The following is a 12,226-nucleotide window of genomic DNA, read 5'->3' on the forward strand; positions in this document are numbered from 1 at the left end:
AGCTGCCTCAAGCCGTTAGCGCGGTTGGGGTGAGGCTCCTGTTTTTTTTTTTTTCGAATATAAGGAAGTCTATGTCCTACAGGTCTGTAACGGGTTCAAGCCGCCTGCAGGAGGATCTTGCGATAAAAAGCGTATCGACTTTGATCTTCGTGCTGACCACGGGCGGTACGCCCAGGGAGGATGTGAACAGGTCTACTGCCCATGCGGCCATCCGTTCTTTCTCCACATGAACCGTCGTCAGCTCCGGGGTCACAATCAGCGATTCATTGATATTATCGAAGCCGATAACCGATACATCCTCCGGGATGGAGAAGCCCAGTTCGCCCAGTGCCTTGATGGTGCTGATGGCGATATAGTCGCATTCACAGAAGAAGGCGGTAGGAAAAGGCTGGCCGCTGTCCTTCAGGTGCTGGAGCTTGTCCCGCAGGGGTCCCTGGGAGGAGAACAGGGTAGGGGGCACCGCCAGGAGGCTGCTCCGGGGAATCTCCACCTGAGCCTCTGCCATGGCCGCCATGAATCCCCGTTGCCGCTCCTCAAAGTTATGGATACGTTCCTCGGAAGCGATATAGCCGATTCTCCGGTGTCCATGCCCGGTCAGATAGGTACCCGCCTGATAGGCGCCCATATAATTATTGATCTCTACAAAATGGACAGGGAGTGCATCGAAGCAAGTATCCAAAACGATCAAGCCGGGCAGCTTATCCGCAATATCGGCTATTCTGGAGGACTCCAGGCTGGTGCCGAGAAGAATAACACCGCTGGTCGGTTCCTCCATAATGGTGCGGATTCCCTGCTCATAGTGCTTCTCTTCAATCGCGGAGAACATCAGACGGTATCCACCCATGCGGCAGCGTTCTTCAATATGGTGAATCAGCTCGCGGAAGAAGGGCTGCTGATAATATTCCTCATGGACCAGTCCGGCATTGGTGAATACCAGGAAGCGCAGGGTTGTGGCGTTCGCCTCAGCGGCTGCTGTTTTGCCTTTGCCTTTGCTGTGGCCTGTATATCCTGATTCCCTGGCCAGGCGCAGGATTCGCTCGCGTGTCTCCTGCCCTACCCCCGGCTTCCCGTTCAGGGCAAGAGAAACTGCGCCTTTGGAGACCCCGGCCAAGCGGGCAAGCTCCTCCATATTCAATGCATATTCCTCCATTCACAGTATCTTAAGTATGTTTAGTGTAAGGGAAGAGATTAGTTTTAGCAATGAAGCAAGGGGGAATGGAATTTGTTTAGTTATGTTTAGTTGGAGGGTGACCAGTAGACCCTGAATACCGTTTGATAAATAAGACTATTGACGATATTTCAGGCGTATTGTAGGATGGAAATATATAAACGGCATGATTATCGTCGGTTTTTGTTTAGTTAATGTTTAGTTGGATATAGAAGGGAGCAGGTAATATGGCTAATCAGGAGGAAGCAAGGCAGGCTGCTGGATTCCAGGGGAGCGTCGCTGTTTCAGTTACGGACAGGGCTGTCCGATGGGGCGTATGTGAAATTGTACTGCACGGGGGACCCGCCGGGGGCAATCCCTTTACAGAGGTAGCCCTGCAAGCGGAGTTTACGCTGGAGGAACGCTCCATTCTGGCGCTGGGCTTCTATGATGGTGAAGGCGTGTACCGCATCCGGTTCATGCCGGACCGTGAAGGCAGGTGGACCTTCCGGACCAGCAGCAATGAACCTGCTCTCCATGGGATCGAAGGGGATTTTGAATGTACGGCTGCTGGCGGCAATCATGGTCCGGTCCGGGTCAGGAATACCTTTCATTTTGCCTATGAGGACGGGACGGCCTATCTTCCTATTGGCACTACTTGCTACGCCTGGACCCACCAGGGCGATGAGCTGGAGGAGCAGACGCTGGCGACTTTGAAAGCGTCTTCTTTTAACAAAATAAGAATGTGTGTATTTCCGAAATCCTACTCGTATAACACTAATGAACCGGTCTATTATCCGTATGAGGGTTCGCTTGAGAAGGGCTGGGATTACAGCCGGTTCAATCCGGCGTTCTTCAGGCATCTGGAGGAGCGGATTGCGGACCTGGGGGAGCTTGGCATCGAAGCTGACCTGATTCTGTTCCATCCGTACGACCGCTGGGGGTTCGCAGATATGGGCAAGGAGGCGGATGACCGCTATCTCCGTTACATTGTGGCCAGACTCTCGGCTTACCGCCATATCTGGTGGTCCCTTGCCAATGAATATGATTTCATGAGAACCAAAACACTTGCGGACTGGGAGCGGTTCGCCCACATTGTTACCTCGTATGATCCTTACGGACATCTGATTTCTAACCATAATGGTCTTGCGTTCTATGACTTCAACCAGCCATGGGTTACGCATTGCAGTATTCAGCGTGTGGATGCCTACAAGACCTCCGAGAATACGGACGAATGGAGACAACGCTGGAACAAGCCGGTTGTGATCGACGAATGTGCCTATGAGGGCAATGTGGAACATGGCTGGGGGAATATTACCGGGGAAGAAATGGTCCGCCGCTTCTGGGAAGGAGCGGTACGCGGAGGGTATGTCGGGCATGGCGAAACCTATCTGCACCCGGAGGACAAGATCTGGTGGGCCAAGGGCGGCCAGCTCTACGGAACCAGCCCTGAGCGTATTGCTTTTCTGCGCTGCGTATTGGAAGAAGGACCCGCCGGGGGACTGAACCCGTTGCCTTCGGAATGGGATCTGCCCAGAGCCGGGATTGAAGACGAATATTATCTGTACTACTTCGGATTTAACCGGCCGTCGTTCCGTCAGTTCACAATGAACCCGGATGTCCGCTATAAGGTGGAGCTGCTGGATACCTGGAATATGACGGTGGAACGGCTTGCGGGCAGCTATCAGGGGACCTTCCGGATCGACCTGCCCGGGCGGACCTACATGGCGGTGAGAATGACGCGCTTGCCCGGGGACAAGGACTTGGAGGATGAATAAGATGTGGAAGATTGGTGTAGTGGGTGCGGGGTATTGGTCCGATAAGCATTTGCAGGCCTGGCGGCGTATCCCCGGGGTTCAGATTCAAGGTCTGTGCGATCCCGATAAAAGCAGGCTGTACAGCAAGGCAGAGGCCTATGATATTCCCGAAGATAAGCTGTATGGGACGCTGGAGGAGATGCTGGCTGCTGCTGATATCGACGTAGTAGATATTATTACTCCGCCGGATACCCATCCCGAACTAGTCGGCAGAGCCGCCCGGGCAGGCAAACACATCATGTGCCAGAAGCCGTTCGCCCATTCCATGGAGGAAGCGCGGGAGATGGTCGAAGCTGCCAAGGCTGCGGAGGTCCGGCTGATGGTCACGGAGAACTGGCGCTGGCTGCAGCCGATGCAGGCGATTAAGGAACTGCTGAATAGCGGAGCAGCGGGACTGCTCCACACGATCCGCTACATTCATACAGACTACTATTCTCCCCGGTTTGCACCGGAGAATGAGCTCCCGCAGCCATTCTTCCGGGAGATGCCGAGGCTGCTGTTCTACGAGATGGGCGTTCACTGGCACGATACCTGGCGGTTCCTGTTCGGGGACCCCAAGCGGATATATGCGGAGACCCGGCGGGTCAGCCCTTATATTACCGGCGAGGATGCGGGGCTGATTACGCTTGGATACGAGGACTATATGGGCTTCATGGATATGAGCTGGGCGACCCGGCAGAATCTGCCGGGCCTGCTTACGATGCCGGTGCTGCCCGAGCATAAAGAACAGCTGATCATCGAAGGAGATCAGGCAACACTGAAGCTGTACAGCAGCGGCACCCTCAGCCTGATTGATAACAGCGGGATGGAGACGATAGTTACGGAGAACAACGGTCTTGATTTTGAAGAGAGCCATTTCCGTCTGCAGTCTCATTTCATTCATTGTCTGAACACCGGAGAGGAATTTCAGACGAGCGGAGAAGACAACCTGAAGACGCTGGAGCTTGTATTCGGAACCTACAGGAGTGCGGAGGAGCATGAGGTTATTCATTTTGGGCAGCGCTGACGCGGTGACCTCTTCCTTGCCAAGACCGAAGGGCCTACCGGCTGGGGGAATTGGAGTGGTACCGAGTCCCGAAAGTATAAGTATAGTAACGCAATTGTATACAACAGCGGATTAAAAACCAAGTATTCTGCGTGGTGACGACTAAATAGTAAAGTTAGGTTGTCTTAGGGTCAGCGGAGTAGAAGGGAATAGAAAGTAGGGAGGAAGAAACGCAGGAAGTAGAGTAGGAGGTAGTGTGGGAAGTAGAGGTAGAGGTAGAGTAGGAAGTGGAGTAGGCGGTAGAGCGGAAAGAAACGCAGCGAAAAGTCGGCTCGAAATAAACACACCTTATCTGTGCCCCAAGCCATTCCGCCCAGGCGGAGCGGATTGGGGTTGATTGTGTTAAGAAGTTGGGCAGTTATGATATTCGTCAGCGAGGGGAGGGAGCCCAGAGGGATAAATCCCACTGAATCCGCCGGAAATGGGCGGAGTGGGCGAATCAAAGGGATAAATCCCACTGAATCCGCCGAAAGTGGGCGGAGTGGGGAAACCAAAGGGATAAATCCCTTTGAATCCGCCGGAAGTGGGCGGAGCGGGCAAACCAAAGGGATAAATCCCTCTGAATCCGCCAAATGTGGGCGGAGTAGGGAAACCAAAGGGATAAATCCTTTTGAATCCGCCAAATGTGGGCGGAGTGGGCAAATCAAAGGGATAAATCCCTCTGAATCCGCCAAATGTAGGCGGAGCGGGGAACCCAAAGGGTAAGGAGGAAATGAAGAGCAAAAGTGCACTTGAACTTCTCAAATACGGCCCCAAGGAGGGAATGAGGAGCAGAAGTGCACTTGAATTTCTCAAACGCGGCCCAATGGAGGAAATGAGGAGCAGAAGTGCACTTGAATTTCTCAAATGCGACTCAAAGGTGGAAATGGGGAGCACAAAAAAATAGTTAAAGAGCGGAACATTAAGCTAATTGCCTCATGTACCGCTCTTATTTCGTTTTACTCGCTTTCGCGGACTTTCTCATATTCTACCTCAATCAGCTTGAAGAAGTCAGACGGCTTGATGTTAAGACCTTTACAGAGATCGAAAATCTTGGAGACGGAAGGCTCGTTTCTGCCGACCTCAATCATGGAGATATAGGAGCGGTCAACGTTGCATTCATGGGCTAGATCTTCTTGACTCATACCTTGTTTGATGCGTATTGCTTTAAGGGTTTTACCGATAATTGGCTTAATGATATTGGCTGGATCATTCAAGGGAGATAACCCCTTTTTGGCGTGATCATTTGAAGCAAGGCTGACAACGCACTGGAGAACACAGAGTCCCGGCGGTGGACAAACCCTACCTGCAACTCCCGGTAATCTTCAGGAAGGCCGTGGGAAGCGATTAGTCCGGCCTCTTCGGCTTTGGCAATCGACGATTGTGGCAGCATAGATACGCCGAGCCCCGCCGATACCCCGTTTATAATCATTTCTAAGGTTCCAAATTCCATAATCTGATAGGAGGGGATTCCACTTTCGTCAAGGAAGCGCTCAGCTTTTGCCCGGTGCGTACATCCGACGTCGAAGAACAACATGGGCTTCGTGAGCAATTCGCGCATGTCGCTTAGACCCGGTTCCGAGATAAGCACCAACTCCTCTTCAAAAGCTGTAACAGATTCTATATCGGGCTGGTCAATGGGTCCGTAGACGAAGGCTCCATCTAATTTGTAATCGAGCACCTTCTGTAAGAGACCATGTGTCTCACCCGTTATTAGCGATAGATTAACTTCGGGATACCGGGAGTGGTACGCGGTTATAAGAGGGGTCAGGTGAATGACCGCTGTCGTCTCGATTGAGCCTATCCGTAAGGGTCCGGCAGGGTGCTCCGAGTATTGCGTGGATTTCACAGCCTCGTCCATCAGAGTTAGGATCTGATCTGCATATTCCAGTAAATTCTCACCTGCCGGCGTTAAGATCATCCCCCGATTGGTCCGGCGGAAAAGGGGTATCCTCAACTGAGCCTCAAGGAACTGAATCCGGTTCGTCACATTGGACTGGACATAGTTCAAGACTTGCGCGGCCTTCGTTATGCTGCCTTCACGGGCGACGGCTTGAAATATTCTCAAATCTCCGCTTTCCATTTCGATGTCACCTTCTTGGTATGATGAATTGTGATAGTCACTTTCAGTTTTGATCATTTTACCGGATTCCTTCCACTAAGTACAATTGAGTATAGATTCATTAATAACGGCTTAAGGGAGGATCAGAATGAAAGCAGTTGTACATGTTGGATATGGCGGCCTGGAGGGCTTGAGATACGAAGATATGGCGGACAAACAGCCGGGGGCCGGTGAAGTAAAAGTAAAATTAAAGGCTGCAGGGCTGAACCACAGGGACTTGTTCATCATGGCAGACCGGACAGAACTGGATGTCCCTCTAATTGTCGGTTCTGATGGTGCAGGCAGGATTGAAGCGGTAGGTGAAGGTGTAGCCAATCATACGGTAGGTGATGAAGTGATTATTAATCCGTGTATTGGATGGGAGTCAGCCGATAATGTCCCGGATGTCCCAGCGATTGTGGGCGGTCCTTCGGATGGCACCTTTGCGGAAGCTATTATCATTCCATCGCAAAATGCTGTCCGTAAGCCAGCTTACTTGTCATGGGCAGAAGCGGGTGTGCTGCCTTTGTCTGCTTTGACGGCTTATCGGGCTCTGTTCACGAGAGGCCGCTTACAGCAAGGTGAGCATGTTCTGATCCCTGGCATTGGCGGCGGTGTGGCAACGTATGCCATGATGATGGCTGTAGCAGCTGGTGCGCGTGTCAGTGTTACTTCACGTAGTGAAATCAAAAGACAAGCTGCCCTCAACCATGGGGCTGACCACGCATTCGACAGTCATAGCGATTGGACAAAAAGTATGAACGGAGCCGCCGTGGATCTCATCCTCGACAGCATCGGACCGGCAACGTTCCCGCACTACTTTGAGGTTATAAAACCGGGTGGCCGGATTGTCACCTTCGGAGCCAGCTCGGGAGATCAGATGGAGTTCCCGATGAGATCCGTATTTTTTCCTCAGATCAGTATCATTGGCAGCTCAATGGGCAGTAGTGAGGAGTTCGCTGATATGCTTCAATTTATGGAGCGTCACGCACTGCATCCTATCATTGACCGGGTATATCCGTTACAAGACGCGGTACAGGCATTTCACCGTATGCAGCAGGGGGAGCAATTCGGGAATATTGGAATAACAATGGATTGAGTCCGGAAAAATCGAACGGAATATTCTCTATTTCGCAATTGCTCACATATGGTTGACAACAAGTACAAAGGGACAGGCGGATGCCTGTCCCTTCTTAAGCGATTAATCGAAATGTAGGGCGGCCCTCACTCAGCCTCCACCCCTCAGCCCGTTGGCAGAGCGACCCAATGGCCCGGCGAGACCTCGACCAGACTGGACTGGTCAAGATTGTATTTGTCACCGCCGCCGCTGTGTTCTTCCAGCAGGACACGCTTTTTGGCCGCTTCGATCTTCGGGTCGGGTACGGGGATAGCGGCCAGGAGCGATTTCGTATAATCATGCTGCGGATTGGTGTACAGCTCTTCGCTCTCGGCCAGCTCGACAATCCGGCCATTGTACATCACGGCAACCCGGTCGCTGATATGCTTGACCATGGATAAGTCATGGGCAATGAACAGGTACGTCAGGCCAAGGCGCTGCTGCAGATCCTCCAGCAGCTTGACGACCTGGGCCTGAATGGACATATCCAGTGCAGACAGCGGTTCATCGCAGACAATGAACTTCGGCTCAACGGCCAGGGCACGGGCGATGCCGATCCGCTGCCGCTGGCCGCCGGAGAATTCATGCGGGTAGCGGATCGCGAATGCCGGGTCCAGCCCGACCAGGTCCAGGAGCTCCTCCACCCGTCTCTTCCGCTCGTTCTTGCTGCCGGCGAGCTGATGCACATCCAGGGCTTCGCCGATGATATCCATCACCTTGAAGCGCGGATTCAGGGAAGCGTACGGGTCCTGGAAGATCATCTGCATATGGCGCCGCATGGTCTTCATCTCCTGGGCGTTCAGCCGGTTCACTGCCATACCGTGGAACAGCACATCGCCGCCTGTCGGCTCGTGCAGGCGGAGAATAGAACGTCCGGTCGTAGACTTCCCGCTGCCGGATTCACCGACCATGCCGAGCGTCTCCCCTTCACGGATATGGAAGCTGATATCATTCACTGCACGCAGCACCCGGCCTTTGCCCAGGTTGAAATGCTGCTTCAGCGATCTGACCTCCAGCAGCGGCCGCTTGCCTTCACCCTGTATAATCAGGCCGGGCGGCTTCGGCTTCTTCTTCTCGTCCAGCCGGGGCAACGCATTCAGCAGCCGCTGCGTATAAGGATGCTGCGGGCGGGCGAAGATGTCCGCGGTGGTGCCGGTCTCTACGATCTCCCCGTCCTTCATCACCGCCACGCGGTCACACATCCCCGCAACGACCCCCAGATCATGGGTGATCAGAATGATGGAGGTGCCCAGGCGCTGCTGCATATGCTTCATCAGATTGAGGATTTGGGCCTGAATGGTCACATCAAGCGCCGTAGTCGGCTCGTCTGCAATGAGCAGTGCCGGCTGGCAGACCAGAGCGATGGCGATCATGACCCGCTGCCGCATCCCGCCTGAGAATTCATGCGGGTATTGCTGGTAGCGTGCTTCGCTGTCGCGGATGCCGACCTGCTTCAGCATCTCCAGCGCCTCCTGCTTCGCAGCCTTGCGGGACAGCTTGCGGTGCTTGATCAGGCTCTCGCTGATCTGTTCCCCGATGCGGATCGTCGGGTTCAGCGAGCTCATAGGGTCCTGGAAGATCATTCCGATCTCCCTTCCGCGGATATTCTCCATCTGCTTCTCCGATTTCGCTGCGAGATTATCTCCGAGGAAGAAGATCTCTCCGTCCTTATGAAGTGCGGGCGGGGAAGGCAATAGTCTCATGATGGAACGGGCGGTGACGCTTTTGCCGCTGCCCGATTCCCCGACAATTCCCAGCGTTTCCCCTTTATGTACTTCAAAGCTTACGCCGCGGACGGCGGCGCGCTCCTCATCATGGCTCTGGAAAGAGATGTGCAGATTATTTACTGTCAAAATCGGTTCCATAGTTACACCTGCCAATTTTCCTGAAATTTTAGATAACATAGCTTGACTTTAGACCACTCTATTAATAAAATATACCTTATCTATCGGAATAGTACAAATTCAAAAATGAAAAATGAAAGATTGAGGAGGACAGGTACTATGGAGGCGGCAAAAAGTGGAGGCATACCTGTCGCAGAGGTCATAGGTGATGCTTACGGCAAACTGCTGCAGAACGCCTCATACCGTTATTTCGCCCTGGTGCTCGGCGCACCTGTTAATCTGTTCACGCTGCTTGTTCACCGTACCCGCACAGCCGGGGATATCCATACCTCCGTCCTGCGGGAGACACGGGAGGAGCTGCTGGCTTCGGGGCTTCAGAAGGAGCTGCAGGCGGACTTCACCGACCAATTGCAGAGCAAGGCCAGATTCTTCGGGCAGCAGCTGACTGACACTGAGCTTGAGGCAGAAGCGCAGAAGCTGACAGCAGAACGGTTTGAGCATATGGCTGCGCAGCGGGCGGAGCGCAGGCTGCAGGAGCAGGGACTTACCAGATCAACGTTTATCAGTACCTTTCGGTCACTGCTGCAGCATCCGTTATTTTTACCGTTATCATTCATTCCGGGCCTGCCGCTATATCTGTTAATTTGGCTCTATAGCAGCCCGTATCTCAAATACATATTTGAAAGATTAGTAATGACGGTATTCGTTATTTTCGGCGTGGCAGTGCTTGTCTTCACCATATTGTATATCTCGCCGTTCGATCCCGCAGTCAATATTCTCGGCCAGACAGCCACCGATGCGCAGATCATCGAATTCAACAGGGTATACGGGCTGGATCAGTCTTATCTGGTGCAGCTATGGGATAATATCAAAGGAATTGCGATGTTCGACCTCGGCAAATCGTTTGCGGGGAATGAAGAGATTGTCTCGGCCATCGGACGCAAATTCCCGGTTACGCTGGAGCTGACGCTGTTCTCCCTGCTGATGGCTGTGGGGATTGCCATTCCCATCGGCATTATCTCGGCCGCGAAGCCCAATTCCTGGTTCGATTATACCTTCATGCTGATTGCGCTGATCGGCTTGTCGATCCCGAGCTTCTGGCAGGGGCTGGTCTTCATCCTTGGCTTCTCCATTAAGCTGCAGTGGCTTCCGGCAACGTTCAATCCGGGGAACTGGCTGACCTTCATTATGCCGGTGGTGGTCCTGGGAACAGGCCTGACGGCAGCGATTGCCCGGATGACCCGGGCGTCCACGCTTGAGGTCATTCACGAAGATTATATTATCACAGCAACCGCCAAAGGGCTAAGCAAACGTAAGGTGCTGCTGAAGCACGCTGTACGCAATGCGCTCATCCCGATTGTGACCGTGATCGGCCTTCAATTCGGAGCCATGCTGGGCGGGGCTGCCGTTACAGAAAAGGTATTCAACATCAGCGGGCTGGGCAGCTACATCGTAGATAAGCAGTTCATTCCCGACATTCCGGCCATTATGGGCGGGGTGGTCTATACGGCAATCACCATTTCCTTGATCAATGCCATTATTGATATTCTATATGCTTTTGTGGACCCGCGTATCCGGTCCAAGATGAAACAATACTGATAGCAGGTGACATTCATGGTTAACACTAACGCTGACAGGCGCGCAGCACAGCTTAGACTCACAACCTCCCAGGATTACCGGCAGGCAGGCTTCGCCTGGGTTGGATCGCTGATCATAACTCTGGTCCTGCTGCTTGGCAGTTATGACTGGGAGAGAGAAGCGTTCAAGCCTTATATAGGGATTGCCTGCCTGATCTATGGGATCTTTACCCTAATCCAGGTGCTGGTAACCCTGCTGATTCGCCGGGACCTTATCCTTAAGGGAGACATCCGCGCCAGGACCCGCGCTCTGGGTTATATTCAGCTCCTCAGCCTGGTGACTGCCAATGTATTCCTGGTAACAGCAGCGCTTCAGTTGATCCAGAAGCGTAAGTCACCGGAGTACACCCTGGCCGTGTACACCCTGCTGACACAGATAGCCGTGATTGGCATCTCGGCCTTGAACCTCTACAAGCCTTATGTAGCGGACACCTTCCTCACAGGAATGTTTGTCCTGCTGGCGGTAGCCGTATTCCATCTGCTCGTGGTTGTGCTTACGGCCAGATTCGTAAGCCGCCGCCAGATCTCCCGGAAGCTGGTCTGGATCGCTTATCCGCTGCTCCTCACCTCGCTGACCGGTAATTTGTTCGCGCTGGCCCTGGGCATCATTCTGCTGGTCCGAATCCGCAACCGGGACAATCCGGCAGTAGCCGGGTGGGAGGATGTGCTGGAGCGGATGACCCGGAACACGACGGCGATGCTGGGTCTGCTGTTCATTGCCTTTCTGTTCTCCGTCTCCGTCTGCAGCTATGTTACCTTTGATTACGGAATGGCGGTAGACAACAACTATTCACTGATTCTGCAGCCGCCGTCATTAGCGTATCCGCTGGGCACGGATAATTTCGGACGCTGCCTGTTTACACGGATTATTTTCGGGGCGCGCATTTCCCTGATTGTCGGGGTCATGTCTACGGTTCTCCCGCTTCTATTAGGAGGAACGCTGGGAGCGATATCCGGCTACTATGGACGTTATACCGACAACATCATTATGCGTGCGCTGGATGTGCTGTATGCCATTCCCGGCATCCTGCTGGCGATTGCGATTATTGCCGCCTTCGGTGCCAATACAGTCAACCTGATTCTGGCGTTAAGCGTCGGGGCGATCCCGACCTACGCCCGGACCATGCGGGCCAATGTGCTGCAGGTCTCCACTTATGAATATGTGGATGCGGCGCGGGCCTTCGGCTCAAGCAACAGGTCGATTATTTTCAAGCATATTGTTCCGAATTCGCTGGCGCCCATGATCGTCAAGGCAACACTGACCATCGGCGGTGCGGTAATATCCACCAGCAGCCTCAGCTTTCTGGGTCTGGGCATCGAACCCCATATCCCGGAATGGGGCAATATTCTCAAGCTGGGCAGTACGTATCTGGAGACGAACTCGTATCTGGCGATTTTCCCGGGACTGGCGATTATTGCCCTGGTGCTGTCGTTCAACTTCTTCGGCGACGGGCTGCGCGATGCGCTTGATCCCAAAATGGATTAAACGGGAAATTTGGAAAATTCGTCTGAAGCTGACGTTTTTCATAGAGAAATTAG

Annotated in this window: 10 protein-coding genes; 6 read left to right on the forward strand and 4 right to left on the reverse strand. The window is 53.3% G+C overall.

What is annotated here, in order from left to right:
* Positions 1–76 precede the first annotated feature (76 nt).
* A complete protein-coding gene (locus tag HQN87_RS09085; protein ID WP_173130951.1) occupies positions 77–1,135 on the reverse strand; it encodes a LacI family DNA-binding transcriptional regulator in 1,059 nt (352 codons plus the stop codon).
* A 260-nt stretch (positions 1,136–1,395) separates the two neighbouring features.
* Here HQN87_RS09085 and HQN87_RS09090 point away from each other — a divergent pair, with 260 nt between their 5' ends.
* The 3 genes from HQN87_RS09090 to HQN87_RS09100 all read left to right on the forward strand — a co-directional run bounded on the left by HQN87_RS09090 (position 1,396) and on the right by HQN87_RS09100 (position 4,895).
* Positions 1,396–2,925, forward strand: a complete 1,530-nt coding sequence (locus tag HQN87_RS09090; RefSeq protein WP_173130954.1) for a DUF5605 domain-containing protein — start codon at positions 1,396–1,398, stop codon at positions 2,923–2,925.
* Positions 2,918–3,970 (forward strand): Gfo/Idh/MocA family protein, encoded by a 1,053-nt coding sequence (locus tag HQN87_RS09095; protein WP_254075424.1) that lies wholly within the window; start codon positions 2,918–2,920, stop codon positions 3,968–3,970. Before HQN87_RS09090 ends, HQN87_RS09095 begins: the two co-directional genes overlap by 8 nt.
* 751 nt (positions 3,971–4,721) lie before the next feature.
* A complete protein-coding gene (locus HQN87_RS09100) occupies positions 4,722–4,895 on the forward strand; it encodes a hypothetical protein (protein WP_173130957.1) in 174 nt (57 codons plus the stop codon).
* 52 nt (positions 4,896–4,947) lie between these two features.
* Here HQN87_RS09100 and HQN87_RS09105 read toward each other — a convergent pair whose 3' ends face one another.
* A complete protein-coding gene (locus tag HQN87_RS09105) occupies positions 4,948–5,205 on the reverse strand; it encodes a helix-turn-helix domain-containing protein (protein ID WP_301953165.1) in 258 nt (85 codons plus the stop codon).
* Positions 5,202–6,071, reverse strand: coding sequence for a LysR family transcriptional regulator (locus tag HQN87_RS09110; RefSeq protein WP_173130964.1), 870 nt, complete (start codon positions 6,069–6,071; stop codon positions 5,202–5,204). Before HQN87_RS09110 ends, HQN87_RS09105 begins: the two co-directional genes overlap by 4 nt.
* Before the next feature lie 127 nt (positions 6,072–6,198).
* Here HQN87_RS09110 and HQN87_RS09115 point away from each other — a divergent pair, with 127 nt between their 5' ends.
* Positions 6,199–7,188: a zinc-binding dehydrogenase gene (locus tag HQN87_RS09115; protein WP_173130968.1), complete on the forward strand. Its 990-nt coding sequence runs from the start codon at positions 6,199–6,201 to the stop codon at positions 7,186–7,188.
* 143 nt (positions 7,189–7,331) lie between these two features.
* On the opposite strand, the gene HQN87_RS09120 is transcribed toward HQN87_RS09115, so the two are convergent.
* Positions 7,332–9,071, reverse strand: coding sequence for an ABC transporter ATP-binding protein (locus tag HQN87_RS09120; RefSeq protein WP_173130971.1), 1,740 nt, complete (start codon positions 9,069–9,071; stop codon positions 7,332–7,334).
* 138 nt (positions 9,072–9,209) lie between these two features.
* On the opposite strand from HQN87_RS09120, the gene HQN87_RS09125 reads away from it, so the two are divergent.
* Both HQN87_RS09125 and HQN87_RS09130 read left to right on the forward strand, forming a co-directional pair.
* On the forward strand, positions 9,210–10,649 hold the full coding sequence (locus HQN87_RS09125; RefSeq protein WP_173130974.1) for an ABC transporter permease: 1,440 nt from the start codon (positions 9,210–9,212) through the stop codon (positions 10,647–10,649).
* Between the two features lie 15 nt (positions 10,650–10,664).
* A complete protein-coding gene (locus HQN87_RS09130) occupies positions 10,665–12,173 on the forward strand; it encodes an ABC transporter permease (protein ID WP_173130977.1) in 1,509 nt (502 codons plus the stop codon).
* The last annotated feature ends 53 nt before the right edge of the window (positions 12,174–12,226 follow it).

Source organism: Paenibacillus tritici, from assembly GCF_013204885.1.
Lineage (GTDB): Bacteria > Bacillota > Bacilli > Paenibacillales > Paenibacillaceae > Paenibacillus_AQ > Paenibacillus_AQ tritici.

Coding starts and splice junctions, on each gene's coding strand:
- HQN87_RS09095 (WP_254075424.1), top strand. CDS start 2,918: ATGAATAAGATGTGGAAGATTGGTGTAGTGGGTGCGGGGTATTGGTCC.
- HQN87_RS09115 (WP_173130968.1), top strand. CDS start 6,199: ATGAAAGCAGTTGTACATGTTGGATATGGCGGCCTGGAGGGCTTGAGA.
- HQN87_RS09125 (WP_173130974.1), top strand. CDS start 9,210: ATGGAGGCGGCAAAAAGTGGAGGCATACCTGTCGCAGAGGTCATAGGT.
- HQN87_RS09120 (WP_173130971.1), bottom strand. CDS start 9,071: ATGGAACCGATTTTGACAGTAAATAATCTGCACATCTCTTTCCAGAGC.
- HQN87_RS09090 (WP_173130954.1), top strand. CDS start 1,396: ATGGCTAATCAGGAGGAAGCAAGGCAGGCTGCTGGATTCCAGGGGAGC.
- HQN87_RS09130 (WP_173130977.1), top strand. CDS start 10,665: ATGGTTAACACTAACGCTGACAGGCGCGCAGCACAGCTTAGACTCACA.
- HQN87_RS09110 (WP_173130964.1), bottom strand. CDS start 6,071: ATGGAAAGCGGAGATTTGAGAATATTTCAAGCCGTCGCCCGTGAAGGC.
- HQN87_RS09100 (WP_173130957.1), top strand. CDS start 4,722: ATGAAGAGCAAAAGTGCACTTGAACTTCTCAAATACGGCCCCAAGGAG.